This is a genomic window from Streptosporangium sp. NPDC002721, from assembly GCF_042888905.1.
GTDB lineage: Bacteria > Actinomycetota > Actinomycetes > Streptosporangiales > Streptosporangiaceae > Streptosporangium.
The window spans coordinates 86,131-111,112 of sequence record NZ_JBIAQI010000026.1 but is presented as its reverse complement, the minus strand read 5'-3'; the positions used below and the strand labels follow the sequence as shown (position 1 = coordinate 111,112).

The following is a 24,982-nucleotide window of genomic DNA, read 5'->3' as shown; positions in this document are numbered from 1 at the left end:
GACGCGCCCCCGGCCCCGGCCCTCGCCCCGGACGCGCCCCCGGCCCCGGCCCTCGCCCCGGAGGCGGGCACGGTCACGGACGCGGCCTCGGAGGCCCGCACGAAGGCGGGCACGACCTCTCGGGCCCGAGGAGCACGGTCACGGGCCCGCCACGGGGTAGGGACAGGGGCATGAGGACGGAGACGGGGACGACGGGGACGACGGGGACGACGGGGACAGGGACGGGTGCGAACGTGAACGACGCAGGCACGACGACGGCGCCGCTCTTCCGGGAACTCGTCGACGACGCCGGGCTGTTCCCGCCGACCGGCCTGCCGATGGCCGAGGCCCTGGAGCGGCACCGGAACGACCTGGCGGGCAACGACCCGGTGCTCACCCACCGGTTCCTCTGCCCCGCCGGACGCCTGGCGGAGCTTCGCGACCACCTGACCTTCCCGATCCGGCTCGGCCTCATCCTGGACACCCCCGACGTCCCGTCCCTCGACGGCGTCGCCGTCGAGCTGGTCGAGGTTCGCCAGGCGCCGGGCGAGACCCCCCGGAGCGTGTCGGAGCGGCTGGCCGGGCGGCTGCCCGGCGGCGCCCGGCTGTTCGTGGAGGTCTCCCCGGACGACCGCGCCTCCCTGCCGCGCGACGGCACCGGCCCCGGCCTGAAGTTCCGCTGCGGCGGGCTGACGGCCGGAGCCTTCCCCGGCGCCTCGGACCTGGGCGCCCTCGTCGCGCACTGCGCGAAGTACGGCGTGCCGTTCAAGGCGACCGCCGGGCTGCACAACGCGGTCCGCCACTTCGACCCCGTGCTGGGCGTGGACCGCCACGGCTTCCTCAACCTCGTCCTCGCGGTCTGCGCGGCCGTCGAGGAGCGCGACCCGGTGCCGGTGCTGAAGCTGACCGACGTCGGCGAGCTGGTACGCCTGGCCCAGGCCGTGCCCGGCGACACCGCGACGCGCGCCAGGGAGCTGCTGGTGTCGTACGGGTCGTGCGACACGCGCACCCCGATCGAGGACCTGGCGGCCCTGTGCCTGATAGACCGGCGCCCGCCCGCCCCCGGCACAGAAGGCGAAGAAGACACAGAAGAGGAGAGCGCGTGATGTCTTGGGGCCTGGAGAACCTGCCCTACGGAGTCTTCTCCCGCCACGAGGGGGAGACCCCCCGCGTCGGCGTCCGGTACGGCGACCACGTGCTGGACCTGGCCGGCGCCCTGCACGACGAGGTGTTCGCCACCGGCTCGCTCAACGCCTTCATGTCCCGGGGCCCGGCCGCCTGGCGCGACACCCGGGCCCTGATCCAGAACAAGCTGAGCACCGACCGGGCGGTGACGGAGCCGCACCTCGTCCCGCTCGACCAGGTCACGCTGCACCTGCCGATCGAGGTGGCCGACTACGTCGACTTCTACTGCTCGCTGGAGCACGCCTCCAATCTGGGCCGGATGTTCCGCCCCGACGAGGAGCCGCTCAAGCCGAACTGGCGGCACCTGCCGGTCGGCTACCACGGCAGGTCCGGGACGGTCGTCGCGTCCGGCACCCCGGTCACCCGGCCCTGCGGGCAGCGCGGCGCGGGGGTCTTCGGCCCGTCCGCCAAGCTGGACATCGAGGCGGAGCTGGGATTCGTCGTCGGCGTGCCCACGGCCCTCGGCGACCGGGCCGGGCGGTTCGAGGACCACGTGTTCGGCGTGACCCTGGTCAACGACTGGAGCGCCCGCGACATCCAGGCGTGGGAGTACGTCCCGCTGGGCCCGTTCCTGGGCAAGTCCTTCGCCACCTCGGTGTCGCCGTGGATCACCCCGCTCGCGGCCCTGTCGGAGGCGCGCGTCGAGGGCAGGCCGCAGGACCCCGAGCCGCTCGGCTACCTGCGCCGCGAGGAGCCGTGGGGGCTCGACCTGCGGCTGGAGGTCTCCGTGAACGGCGAGGTCGTCTCCCGGCCCCCGTACCGGGACATGTACTGGACGCCCGAGCAGATGCTCGCCCACATGACCGTGAACGGCGCCGCCCTGCGCACCGGCGACCTCTACGCCAGCGGCACGGTCTCCGGCTCCGCCCCCGGCGAGCGCGGCTCGCTGATCGAGCTGACCTGGAACGGGACCGAACCGCTGAAACTGCCCGACGGCTCGGCCAGGGCCTTCCTGGAGGACGGCGACACCGTCACGATCACCGCGACCGCCCCGGGACCCGGCGGGACCGTGATCGCCCTGGGCGCGGTCTCGGGCACGATCGAGCCCGCCCGGTAGCCCCGGCGGCCGGTGTAAGAGCCGGGCCTGTCGGCGATCGGGCGGAGGACATACCGTGGGGAGAGGAACCTCCCGGACGTCCGGCGCGTTGTACAGACAGGAGGCCGGAGCATGGAGTTTTGGGTTATCTGGTTGATCTTGGCGGTCGCCCTGGGAGTCGCCGAGATCCTCACCCTGACCACCGCTCTCGGCCTGCTCGGGGGCGCCGCCCTCGTCACCTCCGTCGCCGCCGGGCTCGGGCTGCCGGTCCCGCTCCAGCTCGTGGTGTTCGTCGCCTCCCTGGTCGCCGGGGTGACCCTGGTCCGGCCCGTCGCCAAGCGCCATCTCACCATGCGGCAACCCCGCGGCCAGCGGTTCGGGATCCAGGCGCTCGTGGGCAAGCCCGCCTACGTCCTGCGCGAGGTGACCGGCAGGGACGGCCGGGTGCGGATCGGCGGTGAGGAATGGTCCGCCAGAGCCTATGACGAGACCCTGGTGATACCCGCCGGGGCGACCGTCGACGTCATCGAGATCGAGGGCGCGACCGCGCTCGTGTATCCACGGGAGTGACAGCATGGACGCTCTGCTCATAGCCGGACTGCTCGTCGTCCTGCTGGCCGTGTTCACCGTGATCCGCTCGGTGCGCATCGTCCCCCAGGCCCGGGCCCGCAACGTGGAGCGGCTGGGCCGCTACCACACCACCCTGAAGCCCGGCCTGAACTTCGTGATCCCCTACATCGACCGGGTCTACCCGATGATCGACCTGCGTGAGCAGGTCGTCTCCTTCAAGCCCCAGCCGGTGATCACCGAGGACAACCTCGTCGTCGAGATCGACACGGTCCTGTACTTCCAGGTCACCGACCCCCGGGCGGCGGCGTACGAGATCGCCAACTACATCCAGGCCGTGGAGCAGCTCACGGTCACCACGCTGCGCAACGTCGTCGGCTCGCTCGACCTGGAGATGACGCTGACCTCGCGCGACACGATCAACAGCCAGCTGCGCGGGGTGCTGGACGAGGCGACCGGCAAGTGGGGCATCCGGGTCAACCGGGTGGAGATCAAGGCCATCGACCCGCCCAAGAGCATCAAGGAGGCGATGGAGAAGCAGATGCGCGCCGAGCGGGACAAGCGCGCCGCGATCCTCAACGCCGAGGGCCAGCGGCAGTCGCAGATCCTCACCGCCGAGGGTGACAAGCAGAGCGCGATCCTGCGGGCCGAGGGTGACCGGAGCGCCGCGATCCTCAAGGCCGAGGGCCAGTCGCAGGCCATCGACGAGGTCTTCCAGGCCGTGCACCGCAACGACCCCGACCCCAAGCTGCTCGCGTACCAGTACCTTCAGGTGCTTCCCGAGCTGGCCAGGGGCCCGAACAACACGTTCTGGGTGATCCCCAGCGAGGTCACCTCCGCGATCCAGGGCGTCTCCAAGGCGTTCACCGAGGCGCTGCCGCAGTCGTCGGCCGTCCGCGAGGCCCCCAGGGTGAACGAGGCCGCGGCCGAGGAGCGCAAGCAGGCCGAGCAGGCCGCCGCCGACGCGGTCGCCGAGGCGGCCGAGGCCGATCTGGGCCCCCGCCAGCTCAACGCGCCGCCCGCGCACCTGCCCGGCGACGGCCTCCTGGGTACGGGGACGCGGGAGGAGCACCACCACCGCACCACCTCCTGACTCCCCCGAGGTCCCCTGGTCGGTTTGCGGTCAGATGTCTGGGTAACCCTCCAAGTCCCGGGGACCGGGCGTGAAGCAATGCTGTGGGTGGGGTTAAGAAAACCGCGATGGACACCCCCGAAGGCGACCGGGCACAGTGCGTAGGGTCGGAGCTGAGGGGGAATCCACTATGAAAGCGCTGGTCAAGGAGAGGGCCGAACCGGGCCTGTGGCTGGCCGACGTGCCCGAGCCGTCCGTCGGCCCGGGTGAGGTGCTGATCAGGGTGCTGCGCACCGGGATCTGCGGCACCGACCTGCACATCCGGAGTTTCGACGCGTGGGCCCGGCAGACGCTGCGGACGCCGCTCGTCGTCGGCCACGAGTTCTGCGGCGAGGTCGTCGAGGTGGCGCCGGGCGTGGAGGACATCTCCCCCGGCGACCTGGTCAGCGGCGAGGGGCACCTGGTCTGCGGCAAGTGCCGCAACTGCATGGCCGGGCGGCGGCACCTGTGCCGCAGCACCGTCGGCCTGGGGGTCAACCGCGACGGCGCCTTCGCCGAGTACCTGACGCTCCCGGCCTCCAACGTCTGGGTGCACCGGGTCCCGGTCGACCTCGACGTGGCCGCGATCTTCGACCCGTTCGGCAACGCGGTGCACACCGCCCTGACGTTCCCGATGGTCGGCGAGGACGTGCTGATCTCCGGCGCCGGGCCGATCGGGCTGATGGCCGCCGCGGTGGCCACCCACGTGGGCGCCCGCAACGTCGTCGTCACCGACGTCAGCCCCGAACGGCTGGAGCTGGCCCGCAAGCTCGGGGTCACCCTGGCGCTGAACGTCGCCGAGACGTCCGTCCGGGAGGGCATGGACGGGCTGGGCATGCGCGAGGGCTTCGACGTGGGCCTGGAGATGTCCGGGAACCCGAAGGCGCTCCGCGACATGATCGCCTCCATGTCGCACGGCGGGAAGATCGCCATGCTCGGCCTGCCCGCCGAGGAGTTCGCCGTCGACTTCGCGACGGTCGTGACCTCGATGATCACCCTCAAGGGCATCTACGGCCGGGAGATGTACGAGACGTGGTACGCCATGTCCGTGCTGCTGGAGAAGGGTCTCGACCTCTCACCGGTGATCACCGATCGCTTCTCCTACCGCGACTTCGACGCGGCCTTCGACACCGCCGCCGGGGGCAGGACCGGCAAGGTCATCCTGGACTGGACGGTCTGATGTCCGGTTCCCACGACGCCCTCAGCAAGATCATCTCGGATTGGACCGCCTGATGTTCGACAATCTCCGCGACGACTTCCGTACGACCCTGAACGAGATCGCCGAGGCCGGGCTGCTCAAGCCCGAGCGGGTGATCACCACCCCGCAGCGCGCCGGGATCGCGGTCGCGGGGGGTGGCGAGGTCCTCAACTTCTGCGCCAACAACTACCTCGGCCTCGCCGACCACCCCGAGGTGGTCGCCGCCGCCCAGGAGGCCCTCGACCGCTGGGGCTTCGGCATGGCCTCGGTCCGCTTCATCTGCGGCACCCAGGAGGTGCACAAGGAGCTGGAGGCGCGGCTGTCGGCCTTCCTCGGCCAGGAGGACACCGTCCTGTACAGCTCGTGCTTCGACGCCAACGGCGGCGTGTTCGAGACGCTGCTCGACGACCGCGACGCGGTGATCTCCGACGCCCTCAACCACGCGAGCGTCATCGACGGCATCCGCCTGTCCAAGGCGCGGCGCCTGCGCTACGCCAACCGCGACCTGGCCGAGCTGGAGGCGCGGCTCAAGGAGTCCGCCGACGCCCGCCGCAGGCTGATCGTCACCGACGGCGTCTTCTCCATGGACGGCTACGTCGCGCCGCTGAACGAGATCTGCGACCTGGCCGAGCGGTACGGGGCCATGGTGATGGTCGACGACTCCCACGCCGTCGGCTTCGTCGGCAGCGGAGGCGGGGGCACCCCCGAGCTGCACGGCGTGCGCGACCGGGTCGACATCCTCACCGGCACGCTCGGCAAGGCGCTCGGCGGGGCGAGCGGCGGCTACGTGTCGGCGCGCAGGGAGATCTGCGAGCTGCTGCGCCAGCGCTCGCGCCCCTACCTGTTCTCCAACTCCCTCGCCCCGGTGATCGCCGCCGCGTCGCTGCGCGTCCTCGACCTGATCAGCGGCTCCGACGAGGCCCGGACGAGGCTGCGCGCCAACACCGAGCGGTTCCGCACCGGCATGACCGAGGCCGGGTTCGACATCCTGCCGGGCGACCACCCCATCGTCCCGGTGATGATCGGCGATGCCGCCGAGGCCGCCGCGATGGCCGAACGCCTGCTGGAGCTGGGCGTCTACGTGATCGGCTTCTCCTACCCCGTGGTCCCGCACGGGCAGGCCCGCATCCGGGTCCAGCTGTCCGCGGCCCACTCGGCCGAGGACGTCGACCGCGCCCTGGCGGCCTTCGCCGCCGCCAGGGGCTGACCACCGGTCACCCCCTGGGACCGAGCACCGGGGCCGGACACCGGCTCCGGCCCATCACCGGGTACCCCATATCGCCGGGCACCCCGGCCTTGGCTGTCGTCAGGCGCCGCCAAAGACCGCCAAACGGGTCTTTGGCGCAGTTCACGGGCGACCTCGGCGAGAATACAGAGGTGATGGACACGCGGCGGCTCAGGACCCTGCGTGCGGTGGCCGACCACCGCACGGTCACCGCGGCCGCCGCCGCGCTGCACCTGACCCCCTCGGCGGTCTCCCAGCAGCTCGTCGCCCTGGAGCACGAGGTGGGCCACCGGCTGCTCGACCGCGACGGCCGGGGCGTGCGGCTCACCTCCGTCGGGCGCATCCTGCTCGACCACGCCAACGAGATCTTCGCCCAGCTGGAGCGGGCCGGGGCCGACATCGCCGCCTACACGGCCGGCACCGCGGGCGAGGTGAAGGTGGCCTCCTTCGCCACCGCGATCGGGCTGGTCGTGGCGCCCGCGGTCGGCGTCCTGCGGGACAAGGAGCCCGGCATCCGGGTGCGCGTCCTGGACGCCGAGGGCGACCAGAGCCTGACCATGGTCCTGGACGGCGCGGTGGACGCGGCCGTGGCCGTGGAGTACCGAGGGGCCCCGGCCGAGGACGACCGGCGGCTGTCGCGCATCCCCCTCTACTCCGAGCCGTTCGACCTGGTGCTCCCCCGGGGCCATCGCCTCTCCGGGGGCGGGGTGACGGTCGCGGACCTGTCGGGCGAGACCTGGATCGGCCCCTACCCGGGCAACCCCTGCCACGACGTGATCGCGCTGGCCTGCGAGCACGCGGGCTTCACCCCCGAGTTCGCCCACTCCTCCGACGACTTCAGCGCGGTGGTCGCGCTGGCCGCCGCCGGGTCCGGGGTGGCGATGGTGCCGCGCCTGGCCCTGCGCGGCACCGACCTGTCCGGCGTGGTGATCCGCCCGGTCCCCGGCCCCGAGCGCCGCGTCTTCACCGCCGTACGCCGAGGCGCCGAGCGGCACCCCCTGCTCGCCCCCCTGCTGGACGCCCTCCGGCACACCGCGACGGCCCTGGACCGAACCTCGTCACCCTGAAGGTCCGTGACGACCACCATCACTTCCTCTGCCAACACGCTCGGCGACGTGGACCCGCCCGCTGTCATCACGACGATTGATGTTCGGTATAACCGAAGATATATTCGGCTCATGCGAAGCGTCGCGGCGCCGATCGTTCCCATCTTCAAGACTCGGACCCAGGCGGAGATCCTGGCCGCCGTCTATCTACGGCCCCGGCAGGACTGGACTCTCGCCTCTCTCGCCCGAGATCTGGGCGTAGCCCCCTCAACCTTGCACGCCGAAGTTCATCGCCTCATCGACGCTCAATTGATCACTGCCACCGAGATCGGGCGTTCCCACGTCCTGCGCGCCAATACCGGCCATCCGCTGTTCCGGCCCGTGACCGAGATCCTGAGCTACATATATGGACCTCGTACGATCATCAGCGAGGAGTTCGCCGGCATTCCCGGCACCGAGCGCCTGCTCATCTTCGGCTCGTGGGCCGCCCGCCATGCCGGAAACCCAGGACCTGTCCCCCACGACATTGACATACTCGTCGTCGGTGAGGTCGACCGTGCCGCCCTCTATGCCGCCGCCGACCGTGCTCAGGAACGCATCGGCACGCCGGTCAATCCCGTCCTCGCCTCCACCCGCCGCTGGAACGCGGAGGCCGACGCCCTCATCAGGCAGATCAGGTCAGCCCCCGTGATCGACCTGACCGCCGAGATCCACACCCGATCGGAGAAACCCGGCCCATGACACGGTGGACACGTGGCGAGGCGGACGTCGAGCGGATGTTGACCTCCGGCGAACTCCAGCGCGTCCGTGGCGAGGCCACCGACGGCAGTGGATGGCTGGAGAAGGCGACCACCACCCTCGCCAGCGCCGAAGGGCTCAGAACGGCCGATCCGAACTCCGCCTACACACTCGCCTACGACGCGGCGCGCTTCGCCTGTGCCGGCCTACTGGCACAACAGGGTTTACGGGCCACGACCTCCGGTGGCCACTACGCCGTCCAGCAAGCCGTGATCCGGCAGTTCGGCCCCACGTTCGAGCCGTACGGGACCATGCGCCGCAGGCGCAACGAACTCGAATATCCGGAGTTCCCCGACGAGGTGGTGGAAACAGCGGAAGCGGACCACGCGATAGCGGCCGCACGCGCACTGATCGACGCCACCGGCAAACTCCTCGACCACCTCGGAATGTTCTGATCTCCTGGAGCGGGGTGACGGTGACCGACCTGTCTAACGAGACCTGGATCGGCCCCTATCCGGGCAACCTCTATCACGACGTGATCGCACCGGCCTGCGAGTACGCAGGCTTCGCCTACTCCTCCGACGGCTTCAGCGCGGTGGTCGCGCTGGCCGCCGCGTCTTCACCGCCGTACGCCGAGGCGCCGAGCGGCATCCCCTGCTCGTCCCCCTGCTGAACGCCCTCCAGGACACCGCGGCGACACTGCGCCGTACCCCGCCCCTGTGACGCGGACGTTCGCCGAGACCAGGAACATCATCGGCAGGTACGAGGCCGCGCGACGCACGTCACCTCGGTCCTCGGGTTCCCGAGGCGACAAGAACTCCCCGTCGTCCGTTCGCGCCCCCTTCGAAGCGGACCACCGGTTCCGGTGACGGCGCCAGTAACGCCCCGCGACCACCACCATCAGAGCGGTCGCGGCGATCATCCCCCCGAACGCCGCCTGAAGCACCAACTCCATATCACCCACCCCGTCCTTAAGGCTTCTTATGGGGCTTTTCGTGCAACGGAGGCCTCATGGATGCGCCATGACCTGCGCGTTTTCGGAAAGCGCTTTACCCCATCCACCCCACTTCCCGGGGAATGCGATACGTTCGCGGAACCGGCCCACCGGTCATCATCGCGAAGTGACGTACGACACTCTTCAAGAGCACGACGTCAATACCCCATCGCGGCGGCTACCACCGGTGACGAGGCTCACGAGCGGGCTCCGGCATCGGGATGGGAGAACCCCCGGCGGGGCGCTCCAACGGGGGAGGTGGAACTGGAGCGGCACATGCCGCAGGTTCTTTCGTGGGGGACGAACCCGCGTGCCACTACCCGCCGGGGGTGGTTCATCGGCTCCCGATGGGTGCTGGGAGCGGTGCGTCACCCCCGCCGAGCGGAGATCGGCGCTCCGGGAAGGAGGTCATCCGGAGGCGGCGAGGCTGTTTCCCCGGTGAGCCCCCCGTCAGAGCGCGGTGGATTCGCGGGAAGCTCGCACCAGACGGTCCGGCCGGGTTCGCGGCCGTGGGAGCGGTAGCCCCAGTTTCCGCCCGAGAGCATGCCGACGATGGCCAGCCCCCGGCCGTTCTCCATCAGGAGGCATGCCGGGTCCGCCCTGAGACGGGGTTCCTCGACGCTCAGGCCCGCGTCCACGACCTCGACGCGCAGCAGGCCGCCGTACGCCAGCAACCGCAGGATCAGCGGGTCGTCACCGGAAGTCCCGGCCTGCCCGGCGACCCCGTACCGGGCGTGCCGGACAGCGTTGGTCACCAGTTCGGACACGACCAGCCGTGCGTTCTCGTAGGCCGGATGACCCTCCCCCAGCCATTCACGAACCTCACCCCGCGCCCTGGAAGCGGCCCTGGGATCACTGGTCAGAAAAATCTCACTGAACGTCTCCGGTTTCATGGAATTACCCTTCCGACCGAATTGAACCGACCCGTTCTCACGTGAGCCACCAACTGACATCCCGCGACAGCATCGGCTCGACAGACACACGGTCCCAAACGCGGAGGCACAGAGAAAGCCGATCTGCGCTTATCGCGGGTTCACAGCCTGCGAAGCAAGTTCACAACACTGTGAACCCGCGAAAACCTCATATCCATTCCCATGGCAATGAAAATGAAGGAGACTCCTGAAGAGGTAACGAGAGGAGACCGAAATGAGCATCACCCCGGAGCCGGAGCCGAAATCAGAGTCAGAGTTCGATACGGATTCACATGAATCCACGCGCGTTCAGTTCGGCAGAGAGCTAAGGAAATACCGCATTTTATCTGGATTTACTCAAAGGCAGCTCTGCATCGCGGTCCCCATCGCCGTAAGCCATCTGAGCATGCTGGAGAACGGCCACAGGGCACCCACCAGGAAACTGGCCCACCAGATGGACGAGGCACTCGACCTGGGCACAACGCTCGTCGACCTGCTGGACCGCCTGGATCGCATGGCCACACAGGTCCCCCGCTGGTTCCGCTCCTGGCTGGAGTTCGAGCCCGAAGCGGAGGCGCTCCACATGTGGGAACTGTCGATGATTCCCGGACTCATGCAGGTGGAGGGATACGCGCGAGCCCTGATCAGCAACGAACCGGGCATCACACCAGAACAGGCGGACAAACGTGTAGCGGCTCGTTTGGAGCGACAGGAAATCCTCAGGCGGCCCAAGCCTCCCAAGATCTGGGCGGTGCTGGACGAAGGCATCCTGCACAGACCCGTAGGCAGTCCAGAAGTGATGAAGTGCCAGCTTCGGCATCTCCTGGAACTCGGGGAAAGTTCCCATACCTCACTTCATCTGCTTCCGTACGCGGCTTACAGCACCGTGGGCCTGCTCGGAAGCTTCGTCATCGCGGACATGCCCAAAGGGCAGCCTTCCGTTGCCTACATCGATTCCCAGAGCATGGGAGATCGAGTAACCGAGCGGGCCGGGGAGGTGAAAGAGCTAGCATTCAGGCACAACGAGATCCGAGCCGACGCCCTGTCCCGGCGCGAATCACTCAAAATGATCAAGGAGGCGATCCAGCGATGGACGACCTGATCCAAGAGCTCCACAGCGCCCACTGGCGTAAATCCACTCTCTCCGGTGGAGACGGAAGCAACTGCGTCGAGATCGCCAACCTGCCCAACGGCCACCGGGGCGTTCGTGACAGCAAAAACCCCACCGGCCCCGCCCTCGTCCTCACCCCCCACCAGTGGAACACCTTCGCCGACAGCATCAAGAACGGAGACCTCGACTGAACCGACCCAACAGATGCCCGGCGGGAAGCCTTCCGGCCTCGCGACCCGGAGGACTCCATCGGTCACCGACGGAAACCGGAGGCATGAGAATCAACGCCGATCACCGAGCCGAGGACAGGGCCGCGGATCAGGACCGGGGTGCCGCGGTGAGCTTCGCGACGTCGGAGGTGTAGACGGTCATCCAGTGCGGATGCAGCCGGTAGTAGACCACCTCGTTGTCCCAGTCGAAGGCGTCGTCGTTGTAGAAGTCCTTGAGGTACGCAAGCAGGTCCGGCCAGTCTGCGGCCGGCTCGCCGTCCCGGGGGTTGAGGATCTCCACCGTGCCGTGTGTGAACACGCCCAGTTCCTCACCGCGCAGGTGCGCGGCGCTGACGGCGGGCCTGGCGGCGAGGTGGCGGGCCTTGGCGGCGTCGCGTGCCGTGCCGAAGTGCCACTTTCCGTGCAGGAAGTGCCCGTCCACACCGCTGATCCGCGGCTCGCCTTTCGCCGTCACGGTGGACAGCGCGAGGGTGCGCATGCCGGTGAGGACCTGGGTGAGCTGCTCCGCGGTCAGGGTGTGCTCTCCGTTGATGATCGAGCGGAGGTGCGAGGTGGAACGGGAGAGGGAGGCGTCGAGGAGGGCCTGAAGCTCTTTGAGCTCCTCTGGCGTTTCGCGCATCGAAGTCCTTGTCCATCCGTAGGGGTCGGTCCACGGCCGTCGTCGACGTCGGCCGGTGGGGCCATGCTCGCCCGAAAACCCGACACCTTGTGTCATGTTTCCTCGGTGAAAGGCGTACCACCGGCACGCTCCGAGCCGGCGACATCGTCCTCCCTCCACGCACCGATCGGCCGAAGCCGTCTCCTCCCCCCGTGTCGTCTCGTACGTCAGACGGAGAAGTCCCGCAGCAGGCCCGTGTACCTCTTGGGGCCCGGAGGGGCGAACTCGCCACGGGTGCTGGTCCGCAGGCCGAGGGAGACCAGCGACTCGACGAGCTTGGTCGCCACGGCCACGCCGTCGATCACCGGGACGCCGACGGCGCGGGAGACGTCCGCGCAGAACGAGGCCATGCCCGCGCAGCCGAGCACGATCGAGTCGCAGCCGTCCCGCTCCACGGCCTCGGCGCACAGGGCGGTCACCACCCCCCGCGCGTCCGAGGAGGGGTCGTCCAGCTCCAGTACGGGGATGTCGCAGGCGTGCACCCCCCGGCACGCGCCCGCGAAGCCGTACCGTCCGGCGAGGTCCCACGCCCGGCCCGTGGTCCTGGCGAGGGTCGTCACGACGCTGAAGCTCCGGCCGACCAGGGTGGCGGCGTGCATGGCCGCCTCGGCGATCCCGACCACCGGCCCCGAGGCGAGCTCGCGGGCGGCGTCGAGGCCGGGGTCGCCGAAGCAGGCGATGACGTACCCGTCCGCCCCCGCCGCCTCGCCCGCCGCGATCTCCGCCAGCAGGCCCGGCACGGACAGGGCCTCGTCGTAGTGGCTCTCGATCGACTCCGGGCCCATGGCCGGGTTGACGGCCGTGACGACGGTGGACGGCGCCGCGACCGCCCGGGCGCACCGGCCGATGTTCTCGGTCATGGCCCGGGCGGTGTTGGGATTGATCACCCGGATGCTGACGTGGGTCATCAACCGGCCAGGGCCGTGCCGTCCGACACCCGCTCGATGTCGTGGCCGAGGCCGCCGATCCTCGGCGAGATCAGTTCCAGCAGGGTGAACGCCGCGAACCCGAGCCCGCAGCCGATGAACCAGCTGTAGTCGGAGAGCCAGGTCACGTCGATCGTGGTGATCCCCAGGTCGAGCAGCATCTTCGGCACCAGCACCGACGCGATCGCGGGAACCCCGCTGAGCACCGTCGCCCAGACCGCGTTGGGGTTGTAGCCGCCCCGGAAGAAGTAGCGGCCGGTCGGTTCGAGGGTGAACATGTCGTCCACCCAGACCCGCTGGCGGCTCACGATGTAGTAGCCGGAGATCAGGATCCCGAACAGCGGCCCGATCAGGGCACCGAGGATGCCGAGCGTGTAGTGGATGGCGTCCGGGTTGCTGTACCAGTTCCACGGCGTGAGCAGCACGGAGCCGACCGCCGCGATCATGCCGCCGGTCCGCCAGCTGATCTTCTGCGGGTTCACGTTGGAGAAGTCGAACGCCGGGGAGATGAAGTTCGCGACGATGTTGATGCCGATGGTCGCGATGACGAAGGTGAGCCCGCCCAGCAGGATCGCGAACGGCGTGTCGATGCGCTCGACCGTGTGGATGGGGTCGGTGATGAGCTCGCCGAACACGGGCACGGTCGCCGACGCGGTGACCACCGTGAGCAGCGAGAAGAACAGGAAGTTGACCGGCAGCCCGAGAAGGTTGCCCTTCTTCACCGCCGCGAACGACCTCCCGTACCGGGAGAAGTCACCGAAGTTCAGCATCGGCCCGGAGAAGTACGAGACGACGAGGGCGATCGCGCTGAGCATGACCGGGATCGACGCGCCGAAGTCGAGGTTCTCCCCCTCGGAGAGGTCGAGGCTGATGTTCTCCCAGCCCGCCTGGCTCACCAGATAGACGGCGAGCACGACCATGACGACGTACACGGCGGGCCCGGCCCAGTCGATGAACCGCCTGATCGCCTCCATGCCCTTCCAGAACACGGCCGCCTGGGCGACCCAGAGGATGGCGTAGCAGATGTAGCCGAGCGGGGACAGGCCGAGGAAGCCGCCCTCGTTCAGCGACGCCGACGCGGGCCAGAACTTGAGGAAGATGATGATGAGCGACTGGGAGGCGAGGTAGGTCTGCACCCCGTACCAGGCGATCGCGATGAGGCCCCGGATGATCGCGGGGATGTTCGCGCCGCGCACCCCGAAGATCGCCCGGTTGATGACCGGGTACGGCACCCCGGTGACCTGGCTCGGCTTGGCGACCAGGTTGCAGAACACGTTCACGATGACGATGCCCACGATCAGGGCGAACAGGACCTGCCAGCTCGCCAGCCCGAGGGCGAACAGGCTGCCCGCGGTGACGTAGCCGCCGACGCTGTGCACGTCGGACATCCAGAAGGCGAAGATGTTGTACGAGGACCACGTCTGCTCGCGGAGCGGGGCCAGGTCCTCGTTCGCGAGGCGGGGGTCGTAGCCGGGCTTGACGAGCCCGGCGCCGACGGGCATGCCCGCCGCCTCGACGACGTCGTGTAGTTTCGGCTGGGACGGTGCGCTGTGTTCGGTCATTGTCGGCTTCCGTGGGGGGTACGGTGCGGGAACCGGTGTGTCCCGCGCGCGGGTGTGCCGAGGCGGAAGGTGCCGGGAGACCGGCCCGGGTGATCGGCCCGGGGAGCCGGCCCCGGTGGCCGGCTCGGAGAATCGGCTTCAGGGAATCGGCTTCGGAGGATCGGTTTCGGAGGATCGGCGAGAATGGCGTGTCGGCGGAGCCGTGGCGACCGCTCAGGACCGGGTGACGAGCCATGGCCAGGGCCGTCACAGAAGCTGTGGCGTGGACTGTTAAGTGGTCACTTAACAGCTGTCGTCAATGTATGCCTTGACGCCCGAGCCCTGATTTCGCCCGCGTAAAGGCCTTGTGACAATCGGTGTGGAGGCCGTGACACCCATGACCCCGGAACCCGGTACGGAGATCGAGGCCATCACGAACGAGCACCTCGGCCGGAGGCTCCGCGAGCTGCGGCTCCGGTCGGGGATGTCGCTGCGGGCCCTGGCCCGCGAGCTCGGCATCTCGCCCAGCGCGGTGTCCCAGATCGAGCTCGGCACGATGCGGCCGTCCGTCAGCAGGCTCATCGCCTTCGTGTCCGCGATCGGCGTGCCGCTCGCGGCCGTGTTCGACACGGCGGAGGCGGCCGGCGCCGAACCGGCGGGGCCGGCCGCCCCCGCCGGCCGGTTCGCCATCCGGCGCTCGTGGGAGGTCGCGCCCATCCTGCTCAGCGGCGGCATCACCTTCCGCAGGCTCTCGCCCGCGCCGTCACCCGACGTCGAGTTCTTCGAGTCGACCTATCCGCCGGGCTCGATCTCCAACGCCCACGGCCACTTCCTCAAGCACGACGGCTACGAGGTCGGGACCGTCACCCGGGGTGAGCTGACCGTCGACTTCGAGTCGGAGGTCGTCACCCTCGCCGAGGGCGACTCCATCACCTTCCCGTGCAGCCGCCCCCACATCATCGGCAACCGTTCGGAGACCGTCACCGCCGTCGCGACCTGGCTCATCGTCCATCGCTGACCGCGGGAGACTCCTTCCGGCGGTAGGAGAGGACGACACCCGTCGTGTAGATGCCCACCCCCAGCAGGACCATGAACACGATCGTCGGCCACTGCAGCCACGGCGGCAGGTAGAGGGCGAGGAACCACGCCCGCGTCGGGCTCTCCGTCACCTTGAGGTAGCCGGCCAGCAGTCCCTGCGGGAACAGCGGGATCGCGCCGAACGTGAAGCAGAGCCCGATGATGATCTGCTTGCCGCGCGGCAGGGACTCGAAGGGGAGCCGTCCGCCCGCGCCCGGCTTCGGGGCGGGCCTGCGGCCGGTGCGCATCGTGTCGAGCAGCTCGGGCCCCTTCGCGGACAGCCTCCGCTCGGCGAGCAGCCCGAACCACCAGTAGCAGAGAACCCCCGTCAGGGCGCCGACGGCCACGCCCGCCCAGCCGAACAGCCCGGTCGCGATCGCCGCGGGGGCCGCGGTGAGGGCCACCAGCGCCAGCACCGCGTACACCATGCCGGTGACGGCGCCGTCCTCCTCCGTGGAGCGCAGCGGGTTGCCGCCGCGCCGGTGCGGGTCGGTGCCGGGGATGAGCCCGTACACAGAGACCAGGGGGACGAGCCCCGCGCCGCCGCCCAGCATGGCGAGGAGGACGGCGAGCAGCATGGGCCACGGACCGCCGGTGACCGCGGCGAGGGAGACCGTCACCACGAGGGCGACGGGCGCGACGGTGAGCAGCCACGCGTGCTGCCTGCCGCGCACGTCGCTCGCGCCGGGCGTCATGAGCATGAGCCACAGCGCGGTGCCGTCGGTGCCGTAGAGGTTGGCCGACATGGCGGCGGCCATCACGACGAAGACCGGTCCCGCCCAGGGCAGCATCCCCGTCCAGCCCAGCAGCAGCGGCGCCACGGCGAAACACACGCCGTAGGCGAGGGCGAAGGTCAGCTGATGCGTGCGCACCAGGTCACGCGACCAGGTACGCAGCTCCTTGGCGAGTACGGCGCCCGAGGCGGTGGTGGCCCGGATCGGCCGGCGCCCCCTCGTGGCCGCCCTGGACGCCCCGGCCCGCCGGGTGAGCAGCGCCGCCCACGCGGCCAGCAGCAGGACGACCAGCACCGCCATCCCGCCGAGGGCCGCCAGCACTCGCGGCCAGTCGGCGGACGCGGCGGCCTCGACCGCGACCGTCCCCCAGCCGGAGGGCAGGTAGCGGGCCGCCGTCGCCACCACCGGCGGAACCCCCGCCGTCTGCCCGAGCGCCATGAAGACGACCCAGATCTGGCCCAGGAACGCCAGGATCACGCCGTTGGTCAGGCCGGCGCCGACCGCGCCCACGCGGGAGCGCAGCGCCAGGCCGAGCAGGGCGACCGCGACCCGGGAGAGCAGGACGAACATCGCGAGCTGGAGCAGCAGCGCCGGGACCGAGACGAGCGCGGCCACGACCCCCTGCCGTACGCCGAGGACCGCGAGCCCGCTCAGGGCGAGCAGACTGATCACGGGCGCCACTCCGACGAAGGCCGCCACGAGCAGTCCCGAGGCCAGGCGGCTCGGTCGCAGGCCCAGCAGCGTGAAGTACTCGGGGCGGAGCGTCTCGTCGCCGCCACCGGCGAAGACCGGGCCGAAGATCCAGCCCAGCATCCAGACGGCGTAGACGGCCGGGAGCAGCTCCGGCCAGGAGAGGGCCGTGAAGATCGTGCCGGCCGCGAAGACCAGGCCGACCAGCGCGCCCATGACGACGAAGCCGGCCCGCTGTCCCGTCATCGAGTTACGGAGAACGGCCACCTTCATCTGGGCCATGGTCAGTGCGACAGCCACGTCAGCTCCTTCACTCCGCCGTCGGAGGTGCCGACCAGGCCGACGAAGGTGTCTTCGAGGGAACCGGAGCCCCGGACCTCGTCCAGGGGCCCCGCGGCGGCCACCCTGCCCTTGTCGATCACCGCGACGTGGTCGCAGAGCTGCTCCACGAGGGCCATGACATGGCTGGAGAGCACGATGGACCCGCCACCGGCCACGAAACCGCGCAGGATCGTCTTGATCGTCGCGGCGGACACCGGGTCCACGGCCTCGAAGGGCTCGTCGAGCACGAGCAGCCTCGGCGCGTGCAGCAGGGCGGTGGCCAGACCGATCTTCTTGCGCATCCCGGTGGAGTACTCGATGACGAGCGTCTTCTCCGCCTCGTCGAGCTCCAGCACCGACAGCAGCTCCTCCGCGCGCTGGTCGACGACCTCGCGCGACAGCCCGCGGAGCAGCCCGAGGTAGGTCAGCACCTCCCGGCCGGTGAGCCGTTCGGGCATGGCCATCCCGTCGGGCAGCACGCCGACCAGCGTCTTGGCCGTGGCCGGGGCGGACCAGACGTCGGCGCCGAAGATCCGCGCGTGGCCCTCGTCGGGACGCAGCAGGCCGACGGCCATGGACAGGGTGGTCGTCTTGCCGGCGCCGTTCTGGCCGACGAGCCCGTAGAAGGAACCCCGGGGGATGTTCAGATCCACGTGGTCGACGGCGACCTTCTCGCCGAAGGTCTTGCACAGACCGTGGATCTCAAGTGCTGCGGGCATGGACTACTCCGGAGTGCGGGGGGAGGGGGTACCGGTTCGCTCGGCGACCGGGTTCGCTCGGCGACCGAGACGAAGATCAATGAATACAGGCATCTGAGAACCTACAGTGGCGACAGCGGCGCGTACCAGGCCCGCCACCGGGAGGACGGCCTCCCGGATCGGGCGCTCTCCGCGACCGCCCGGAAACCGCCACCACTACCGCCCCCGGCGGCACCGGCCCGCGCCGTACGGCCGTACGAGCGGACGCGATCCGGCCGACCTATCCTGGGAGAGGTGGAAGAGAACCGGGCACGACGGATCGTTGACGCGCTGCGCGATCGTGGCATAGACGGCCACCTGGCGAGGGTCGGGGTGTATCAGTTCGGGATACGCGTGTCACTGCCCGACGGGCGCGAGGCGGAATGGGACACCGACGGTACCGCGGGCCTCGAAGCCCAGGTGATGCGCAACGGGATGCTCGTCGGCTTCGTCCCGGTGATCGAGGGGTCCGAGGACTTCGACGAGCAGCAGGTCCTCGACGCCATCGCGCGGACCGACTACGACCAGCCCATCGCCAGGCAGCGCGCGCAGGCGCCACCGCCGGCCGAGCCCCTGCCCCGCATCGGCGGCGTCTTCCGCCGCTTCTTCGACGGTTTCCGCTACAAGTGACGGCGACCGGTTGACCGGTGACGGCGACCGGTTGACCGGTGACGGCTACCGGTTGACCGGTGACGGCTACCGGTTGACCGGTGACGGCGGCCGGGCGATTTCCGCCCGGCCTCGCGACACGCGAAGACCCGGGATTCGGATTCCCGGGTCTTCGCGGTTCGGACTTCCGGATCACCGCGGTCCGGACTCCCGGATCACCGCGATCCGGACTCCCGGAGCGTGCCCGGTGTCCTCGACCGGGGATTCCCTTCGGATGTCCCGCGAGACGTCCGGGTCTCAGGCGAGATAGCCGCCGTCGATGTCCAGGACGGCGCCGGTGATGAAGGAGGCGCCGGGGCCGGCGAGGAAGGCGATGCCCGCGGCGACCTCTTCGGGGCGGCCGTAGCGTCCCATGGCGTTCAGCGCGCGCTGGGCGTCGGAGTAGGGGCCGTCGGCGGGGTTCATGTCGGTCTCGATGGAACCGGGCTGGACGACGTTGACCGTGATCCCGCGGGGCGCCAGGTCACGGGCGGCGGCCTTGCTGTAGGCGGTGACCGCGGCCTTGGCCGCGGCGTAGTCGGCGACACCCGGGTAACCGGCACGGGCGGCCAGGACCGAGCCGACGGTGATGATGCGGCCCCCGTCGCGCAGGACCGTGGCGGCGGCACGTATCGTGGCCAGCACCCCACCGGCGTTGACGACGAACTGCCGGTCGAGGGCCCGGTGATCGGTGGAGGGATCGTCGATCAGACCGCCCGCGGGAGTGCCGGCGTTGTTCACCAGGATGTCGAGGCGCCCGAAGTCCGCGACGACGTCGTTGATCAGGGCGGCGACCTGGGCGTTGTCCCCCTGGTCGGCGCGGTAGGCGGAGGCGCGGCCCCCGGCGGTCCGGAGGTCTTTGACGGCCTGGTCGGCCCGCTCGGCCGAGCTGGCATAGCTGATGGCGATGTCGGCACCGGCCTCGGCGAGGGCCTGGGCGGTGGCGGCGCCGATGCCGCGCGATCCGCCGGTGACCAGCGCGACTTTGCCGGTAAGGGGTCCGGACACGATTGCTCCGCTCTGATGGGAAACGCAGGGTTCAGGGACGCAGCCCAGTAAAAGGCGGGCTTTCCGCGACACGAACCCCTATCGAGCCCTTGCGTTCCTCCACACTTTTCGGCGCCCACCCGGTTACGGACCTACGCGAGGACATGAACACGACGTCCCTGTCCGGCCGAGATACTCGGCCGGACAAGAACGGGTCTCCCGTCCTGTCGTCGCGGTGCCGGTCCAAGGGTCAGGACGTGGCCGAGATCCTCTCCCGGAGGTCCATCGGTGGTGACCCGCCCGGATCGGCGGCCGACACCGCGTCGACGCGGCTCTAGGCCAGGTGGGTCGAACAGCCCAGGCGCTGTCCTGTCCGGGCGAGACTCTCGGCGAACCCCTGCCGCGTCCTGCCGGCGAAGCCGATGAAGAAGCGGTTGGCCGGTGACACGCCCCACCGCATCCACCGGGCGACGTTGAGGACCCGGTGCACGAGCAGCGCGCCCCGCGGGTGCGGTTCGACGCTCCACTCACCCCGGTACCACCAGCCGCCCTGGAAGGAGATGGTGTGACCGACGACCTCCACGGTGGAGGTGTGACCGGGGAGGTCCTCGACGGTGAAGCGGCCGGTGCGCCTGCCGTCGGGCAGCAGCGCGCCCGCCAGGTCGTCGAAGACCGCGGCGACCGGCGCCTCGACGATCCCGGCGACCTCGGTGATCAGCTTTCTCTCCGTCACCGCGCCACCCTGGTGTTCTGGAAGGAGGCGAACCGCCACCCTTCGGGCGTGCTGACGGCGGTGAAGGAGACGATCGACTCGCGGAGCTCGCCCGCCAGGTCGGTGCCGCCTCCCGAGATCACCAGGACCGCCGCGTCGGCCAGCGGTTTGACCTTGATCCGGTCGTCCGGCATGGACATGGTGGAGCCCTTGAGCGGGCCGTCGAAGAGCCGGCGGTGCGAGGACTCGACGGCCGCCCGCCCCTCGACGTGTGTGCCGTTGAAGACGATGTAGTCGGCGTCCTCGGTGAAGAGGGCGGCGTAGGCGGTGGCGTCGCCCGCGTTCCACGCCTCGGCAAGGCGGGTGAGCAGGCCGGTGATCTCCGTGTTCACGGACATGGCGCGATTCCTCGTGGTCGCGGCGCCTATCCTGGGGGTGCGAGTCCAGACAGGGCAGGCGCCTTGTTCGGATATCCGGCTGCCAGGGTGTTGACGCACCCTGGCAGCCGCCTTCTCATGGTTCGTCGAGTATTTGCGACAGCAGTTCCTGCTTGACGGTGCCCGACCAGCCGAGTTCCCCGGACTCCAGGCGGGCGACGACGCGCCGCACCCAGGCCAGCTCGGCCTCGTTCAGCGTGCGCTCGTAGTCGACCTCGATCATCAGGATGTCGGGCAGGCCGCTCTCCCTCATGGCACGCAGGTGGGCGTCCGCCCCGGCCAGCAGCCCTTCGACCGTCGCGGCCCTGGTGCGCAGGGCGCGCAACGCGTCGGGCACCGGCAGGGTGCCCATGAGGGAGACGGCCGCGGTGAACGTACGGCGGTCGGGACCGGGGTTCTCAAGGAGCGCGCGGAGCCTGGTCGACAGCTCCCCGCGCCCCTCGTCGGTGATCTCGTAGACCGTACGCTCCGGCCGGCGGCCCTCCCTGCTGGTCTCGACCGGGACGATCAGATCCTCACCGGCGAGCTTCTCGACCGCGTGGTAGAGGCTCCTGGGCAGCCCCGTCACGTAGTCCTTGTGCGTGTCGACGATGAAGCGGTGGAGCTCGTAGGGATGAGCGGCGCGCACCGAGAGCATGGCCAGCACGGTCAGGCCGACCAGGTCGGGGCGTCGCGCCATGGTGATGCCTTTCTCCATATTGCGTTATGCACTATAGCAGAAGGAACGAAGACCCCACCCGAGCCGGACTCGGCGGTGCCGCACCGGCCGCGATCCCACGACGCCAAGTGGGAATGAAAACGATTCTTTACATGGCCTTGGATGTGACTGTATGTTATCGAGCAATCACTCTACGAACTCGACGAATGTAGGTGAGCCACATGCCGGACAACGGCAACGAACGCGCTCCCGACCCCCGGGTGGCGTTCTCGGACGCGGCGTCGGCCAGCACGGGCGAGACGGACGAGCGGCCGGGAGCGGCCGACCGCGCCGCCGTGGTCGCGAGGACCGACGACGACCATCTCCCTCCCCTGGCCGACGACCCGATCGACGACAGGCCCCTCGCCCTGCGATTCACAGAGCCGGAGGAGTAGACATGCAACTGCACTTCCGTAACCGCTACACCTCCAAGGTGTGGGTCGCGATCATGTTCTACAGCCCCGACGGCTGCCGCGACTACGGCCAGTGGGGCACCCGGGGCTGGTGGCCCATCAACCCGGGTGGCGAGGCGTTCGTCCTCAACACCAACAACCGCTACGCCGCCTACTACGCCGAAGCAGCCAACGGAGCCGTCTGGACCGGCGCCTACGGCCCGATGTACGTCTACCAGAACGCCTTCGACTCCTGCATCAACATCGGCAGCACCGCCGCCAGGCTCGTCGGCACCCGGCTGATCGACATGAACGGCTATTCGAGCTACTACGTGAATCTCACCTCCTGACGCGCTCCCCCCACGTCACGCGCCGACCGGCCTCGACCGGTTCCGCGCGGCAGTGGGAGCGGACGCGGATGAGCGCCTCCTGAGAGACGGACCCCGGAATTCCTCTCCAGAGTCCGTCCCCCTTCACCCGGGAGGCGCTCGATCTCAGCCGACGGCCCGTCTCCGGGTGCCGTCACCGGAAGTCATCTAGCGACGCGGTGTGAGCAGGAACCGGTCCTTCGCGTTGAGCTCCACGGCGGCACGGCTGTAGAGCAGCGGGAAATACTCCCCCCGCTGCCATGACCCCGCCAGATCGCGATAGTGCGGGCTCCGCGGGTCCCCCGACTGGCCGGGCGCGTTGATCGCCTGCGACCTGTCCCAGGCTCCGACGTCGAGCACCATCTTGAACGTGGGGCCCGACAGCGGGGCGTAGGTGACCGGCAGATAGTTCGACGCCTCCACGGTGTGCCAGGAGCCGCCGCGCGGGAAGGGGCCCACGTCCTTGCCGGTCGGGTGCCCGAACGTGAGCTTCTGGATGTCGCCCCACTTCCATGCCGCGGGGTCGGGGCCGAGGCGGCGGGTCAGCTCGTCGTAGGCCGCGGCGAGCGAGGTCCGGAGAATGCGGTCCCGCACCGCCGTCCCGTCGCTTCCGAACCACCGGGTCGGGTCGTCCATGGCGTCGAAGAGCAGGAGCGGGTCGTGGATGAAGATCATTCGTGCCACGTTCTCCGGCAGGACCTCACGGGTGAACGCCGGTTCCAGGTGGCTGGTGAACCACGTCTCGAACAGGGCGGCCCGCGCCGAGTCCGCGCTCGTGACCCCGTCGTAGGCGCGGAGCAGTTCGAGCGCCCGAGCCGTCGACGGATCGTCGCTCTCGATCCCGGCGAGCAGCCGTACCAGCCTGCGGGCCGGGATGGAGACCTTGTCGCTCTGCAGCGCCGTCGAGTCCGCGACCGAGGTGCGCGGCTTGGCGGAGAGCGCCTCGACGATGCGTTCGTGCCGGTACGGGGAGGCCCAGGAGTCGAACCCGACCTTCAGCGGGTGGTTCTCGGGCATGTTGAACTCGTTGGCGGAGGCGACGATCCCCTTGGCCGGGTTGTAGGAACGGGGCAGGCGGGCGCCGTCATGGAAGCCGTCCCACTCGTAGCGGCCGTCTCCCGGGACCGGCAACAGGCCGTCGTAGCCGATCCTCCTGGGCGCCAGACCGCCGGGCACCCAGCCGACGTTGCCGGCGGTGTCGGCGTAGATCTGGTTCTCCGGCGGCCCGCCCCAGGTACGCATCGCCGCGGTGAACTCGTTCCAGTTGCGCGCGCGCATGTACTTCATGCTGCCGAAGTAGGGCGTCGTGCCCGGCTGCAACCAGGTCGTACGCAGGGCGTAGGCGAGGTTCCGCTCCCGGTCGACCTTGATCACCGGGCCGTGGCGGGTGAACGACAGCTCGGTGGGCTGTGCCGCCTGCCCCGCGACCGGCACGTTCTCCGTGACGGTTCCGAAACGCTCCCATCCCTGGCCGTACCGGTAGCGTCCCTGGTCGGCGGGGTCGAGCTGATAGACGTAGAGGTCCTCCTGGTCGACGCCGAAGATGGTCAGCCCGAAGGCCACGGTCCCGTTGTGCCCGATGGAGATGCCGGGCAGCGCGGGCTCCCCCGCCCCGATCACGTCGAGGCCGGGTGCCGACAGGTGGGTGATGTAGCGCAGCGTGGGGGCCTTCATCACCCGGTGCGGGTCGCTGGCCAGGATCGGGCGGCCCGTCGTGCTGCGCGCCGGTGCGACGGCCCAGGCGTTGCTGCCCTCCGAGAGCGCGGGGCCCGGCGGTTCGGGCACCGTACGGACCCGGCCGTTCTGGAAGACGACGCTCTGGGTGGCGAGCTGGTAGGTGCCGAGCACGTCCGCGGGCAGCGCGCACGGGTCGAGCCCGTCGGGCACGACGGTCTTCCACTCGGGCTGGAGCTTGCGCATGAGCGGGTCGACGTCGATGCCGCCCGCGCAGACGGCGCGGGCGCGGTCGACCTCGGAGGTCAGGTTCACCGCCAGGCTGTGGCTGCGGATCCGGACGACGTCCTCGGGGGACCAGCGCGCGGGGGCGTACCCCACCTCACGGAACTCCGGCGGCAACGCCTCCGGGTTCTGCTTCAGCCAGTCGACGTAGGCGTTGACCCCCTCGGTGAACCGGGTGGCCGCCTTCTTCGCGTCGGGGCCGTAGCTCTCCCACTCCTTGGCCATGTCCCCTCGATAGAGGAACAGCCTGGCCGCCTGGTCCTGCTTCAGATAGGCGGGACCGAGCACCTCGGACAGCAGCCCGAGGCCGCGCCTGCGCCACAGGTCGATCTGGAACAGGCGGTCGCGGGCCGCGTTGAACCCCTGCGCGAGATACAGGTCGGCGGTGTTGTCCGCGTAGATGTGCGGCACGCCCCACCGGTCCACCACCATCCGCACCGGTCGCTCCAGTCCCGCGACCGGGATGACCGAGACGGCCGCCCCCGCGCCCGCCTCCCTGTCCGCGCCCGCCGCCTGCGGTAGCAGACCGGTGCCGAGGGCACCGCAGACGGCCAGTAGTAAGGCCGCCCTCCTCCATCGCCGCATGTCGCTCCTCCCGTCGGCCGGCAGCACGTGGCGTGCCGGCGGTGTGGGGCTCACCGGGGATGCGCGCGGGGCGCGGACGCACGTCCTCGCGTCCGATCGACCTCCCGCGCGGAATCACGACGCCGTCATCGGCGCGCCCCAGCCCCCGTCACCGCAACTGTGGCGCGCCCCTCCAGCCCCGT

The 24,982-nt window shown here is 70.0% G+C and carries 27 protein-coding genes; 16 read left to right on the top strand and 11 right to left on the bottom strand.

All coding sequences use genetic code 11. From position 1 onward, the window contains the following. Positions 1-233 precede the first annotated feature (233 nt). The 10 genes from ACFYWM_RS32865 to ACFYWM_RS32820 all read left to right on the top strand — a co-directional run bounded on the left by ACFYWM_RS32865 (position 234) and on the right by ACFYWM_RS32820 (position 8,758). A complete protein-coding gene (locus ACFYWM_RS32865) occupies positions 234-1,085 on the top strand; it encodes a hypothetical protein (RefSeq protein WP_389921762.1) in 852 nt (283 codons plus the stop codon). Next, complete coding sequence (fahA, locus tag ACFYWM_RS32860) at positions 1,085-2,221, top strand: fumarylacetoacetase (protein WP_389921759.1); 1,137 nt, start codon at positions 1,085-1,087, stop codon at positions 2,219-2,221. The genes ACFYWM_RS32865 and fahA overlap by 1 nt, the downstream gene beginning before the upstream one ends. Positions 2,222-2,332: 111 nt before the next feature. Then, positions 2,333-2,770, top strand: coding sequence for an NfeD family protein (locus ACFYWM_RS32855; protein ID WP_389921757.1), 438 nt, complete (start codon positions 2,333-2,335; stop codon positions 2,768-2,770). 4 nt (positions 2,771-2,774) lie between these two features. Continuing rightward, positions 2,775-3,860: an SPFH domain-containing protein gene (locus ACFYWM_RS32850; protein WP_389921754.1), complete on the top strand. Its 1,086-nt coding sequence runs from the start codon at positions 2,775-2,777 to the stop codon at positions 3,858-3,860. A 169-nt stretch (positions 3,861-4,029) separates the two neighbouring features. Then, positions 4,030-5,058 (top strand): L-threonine 3-dehydrogenase, encoded by a 1,029-nt coding sequence (tdh, locus tag ACFYWM_RS32845; protein ID WP_389921750.1) that lies wholly within the window; start codon positions 4,030-4,032, stop codon positions 5,056-5,058. A gap of 52 nt (positions 5,059-5,110) precedes the next feature. Next, positions 5,111-6,283, top strand: coding sequence for a glycine C-acetyltransferase (locus ACFYWM_RS32840; RefSeq protein WP_389921746.1), 1,173 nt, complete (start codon positions 5,111-5,113; stop codon positions 6,281-6,283). A 173-nt stretch (positions 6,284-6,456) separates the two neighbouring features. Further along, the gene (locus ACFYWM_RS32835; protein ID WP_389921920.1) at positions 6,457-7,368 is read left to right on the top strand and encodes a LysR family transcriptional regulator; all 912 of its coding nucleotides are present in this window, start codon (positions 6,457-6,459) and stop codon (positions 7,366-7,368) included. 6 nt (positions 7,369-7,374) lie between these two features. Then, on the top strand, positions 7,375-8,088 hold the full coding sequence (locus ACFYWM_RS32830; RefSeq protein ID WP_389921744.1) for a hypothetical protein: 714 nt from the start codon (positions 7,375-7,377) through the stop codon (positions 8,086-8,088). Further along, positions 8,085-8,540: a hypothetical protein gene (locus tag ACFYWM_RS32825; protein ID WP_389921741.1), complete on the top strand. Its 456-nt coding sequence runs from the start codon at positions 8,085-8,087 to the stop codon at positions 8,538-8,540. Before ACFYWM_RS32830 ends, ACFYWM_RS32825 begins: the two co-directional genes overlap by 4 nt. Positions 8,541-8,560: 20 nt before the next feature. Continuing rightward, entirely contained in the window at positions 8,561-8,758 is a 198-nt protein-coding gene (locus tag ACFYWM_RS32820) for a hypothetical protein (RefSeq protein ID WP_389921739.1), read from the top strand. Between the two features lie 689 nt (positions 8,759-9,447). Here the strand turns inward: ACFYWM_RS32820 and ACFYWM_RS32815 are convergent. Further along, positions 9,448-9,972, bottom strand: coding sequence for an ATP-binding protein (locus ACFYWM_RS32815; protein WP_389921737.1), 525 nt, complete (start codon positions 9,970-9,972; stop codon positions 9,448-9,450). Positions 9,973-10,225: 253 nt separating this feature from the next. On the opposite strand from ACFYWM_RS32815, the gene ACFYWM_RS32810 reads away from it, so the two are divergent. After that, entirely contained in the window at positions 10,226-11,092 is an 867-nt protein-coding gene (locus ACFYWM_RS32810) for a helix-turn-helix domain-containing protein (RefSeq protein WP_389921735.1), read from the top strand. After that, positions 11,080-11,292, top strand: a complete 213-nt coding sequence (locus ACFYWM_RS32805; RefSeq protein WP_389921732.1) for a DUF397 domain-containing protein — start codon at positions 11,080-11,082, stop codon at positions 11,290-11,292. The genes ACFYWM_RS32810 and ACFYWM_RS32805 overlap by 13 nt, the downstream gene beginning before the upstream one ends. Before the next feature lie 127 nt (positions 11,293-11,419). Here the strand turns inward: ACFYWM_RS32805 and ACFYWM_RS32800 are convergent, their stop codons facing one another. The 3 genes from ACFYWM_RS32800 to ACFYWM_RS32790 form a co-directional block, all read right to left on the bottom strand. After that, complete coding sequence (locus tag ACFYWM_RS32800; protein WP_389921730.1) at positions 11,420-11,950, bottom strand: pyridoxamine 5'-phosphate oxidase family protein; 531 nt, start codon at positions 11,948-11,950, stop codon at positions 11,420-11,422. Positions 11,951-12,156: 206 nt separating this feature from the next. Next, positions 12,157-12,897, bottom strand: coding sequence for an aspartate/glutamate racemase family protein (locus ACFYWM_RS32795; protein WP_389921728.1), 741 nt, complete (start codon positions 12,895-12,897; stop codon positions 12,157-12,159). Beyond that, entirely contained in the window at positions 12,897-14,477 is a 1,581-nt protein-coding gene (locus ACFYWM_RS32790) for an NCS1 family nucleobase:cation symporter-1 (RefSeq protein WP_389921725.1), read from the bottom strand. The genes ACFYWM_RS32795 and ACFYWM_RS32790 overlap by 1 nt, the downstream gene beginning before the upstream one ends. Before the next feature lie 376 nt (positions 14,478-14,853). Here ACFYWM_RS32790 and ACFYWM_RS32785 point away from each other — a divergent pair, with 376 nt between their 5' ends. Beyond that, a complete protein-coding gene (locus ACFYWM_RS32785) occupies positions 14,854-15,474 on the top strand; it encodes a helix-turn-helix domain-containing protein (protein WP_389921722.1) in 621 nt (206 codons plus the stop codon). Here ACFYWM_RS32785 and ACFYWM_RS32780 read toward each other — a convergent pair. Next, positions 15,458-17,257: a hypothetical protein gene (locus tag ACFYWM_RS32780; protein ID WP_389921719.1), complete on the bottom strand. Its 1,800-nt coding sequence runs from the start codon at positions 17,255-17,257 to the stop codon at positions 15,458-15,460. The two genes, ACFYWM_RS32785 and ACFYWM_RS32780, sit on opposite strands and share 17 nt — an antisense overlap. Continuing rightward, complete coding sequence (locus ACFYWM_RS32775) at positions 17,242-17,997, bottom strand: ABC transporter ATP-binding protein (RefSeq protein WP_389921716.1); 756 nt, start codon at positions 17,995-17,997, stop codon at positions 17,242-17,244. Before ACFYWM_RS32775 ends, ACFYWM_RS32780 begins: the two co-directional genes overlap by 16 nt. Positions 17,998-18,270: 273 nt before the next feature. On the opposite strand from ACFYWM_RS32775, the gene ACFYWM_RS32770 reads away from it, so the two are divergent. Next, on the top strand, positions 18,271-18,645 hold the full coding sequence (locus tag ACFYWM_RS32770) for a hypothetical protein (protein WP_389921714.1): 375 nt from the start codon (positions 18,271-18,273) through the stop codon (positions 18,643-18,645). Positions 18,646-18,921: 276 nt separating this feature from the next. Here ACFYWM_RS32770 and ACFYWM_RS32765 read toward each other — a convergent pair whose 3' ends face one another. The 4 genes from ACFYWM_RS32765 to ACFYWM_RS32750 form a co-directional block, all read right to left on the bottom strand. Then, positions 18,922-19,671, bottom strand: coding sequence for an SDR family NAD(P)-dependent oxidoreductase (locus tag ACFYWM_RS32765; RefSeq protein WP_389921711.1), 750 nt, complete (start codon positions 19,669-19,671; stop codon positions 18,922-18,924). Positions 19,672-19,984: 313 nt separating this feature from the next. Next, positions 19,985-20,383, bottom strand: coding sequence for a hypothetical protein (locus ACFYWM_RS32760; protein WP_389921708.1), 399 nt, complete (start codon positions 20,381-20,383; stop codon positions 19,985-19,987). Then, positions 20,380-20,760, bottom strand: a complete 381-nt coding sequence (locus tag ACFYWM_RS32755; RefSeq protein ID WP_389921705.1) for an SgcJ/EcaC family oxidoreductase — start codon at positions 20,758-20,760, stop codon at positions 20,380-20,382. The genes ACFYWM_RS32760 and ACFYWM_RS32755 overlap by 4 nt, the downstream gene beginning before the upstream one ends. 115 nt (positions 20,761-20,875) lie before the next feature. Next, complete coding sequence (locus tag ACFYWM_RS32750; RefSeq protein WP_389921703.1) at positions 20,876-21,478, bottom strand: PadR family transcriptional regulator; 603 nt, start codon at positions 21,476-21,478, stop codon at positions 20,876-20,878. Positions 21,479-21,678: 200 nt separating this feature from the next. Here ACFYWM_RS32750 and ACFYWM_RS32745 point away from each other — a divergent pair, with 200 nt between their 5' ends. Both ACFYWM_RS32745 and ACFYWM_RS32740 read left to right on the top strand, forming a co-directional pair. Next, positions 21,679-21,891, top strand: a complete 213-nt coding sequence (locus tag ACFYWM_RS32745; protein ID WP_389921700.1) for a hypothetical protein — start codon at positions 21,679-21,681, stop codon at positions 21,889-21,891. A gap of 2 nt (positions 21,892-21,893) precedes the next feature. Beyond that, on the top strand, positions 21,894-22,238 hold the full coding sequence (locus tag ACFYWM_RS32740) for a DUF1036 domain-containing protein (RefSeq protein WP_389921698.1): 345 nt from the start codon (positions 21,894-21,896) through the stop codon (positions 22,236-22,238). Positions 22,239-22,424: 186 nt separating this feature from the next. On the opposite strand, the gene ACFYWM_RS32735 is transcribed toward ACFYWM_RS32740, so the two are convergent. Next, the gene (locus ACFYWM_RS32735) at positions 22,425-24,800 is read right to left on the bottom strand and encodes a penicillin acylase family protein (RefSeq protein WP_389921695.1); all 2,376 of its coding nucleotides are present in this window, start codon (positions 24,798-24,800) and stop codon (positions 22,425-22,427) included. Positions 24,801-24,982: the final 182 nt, after the last annotated feature.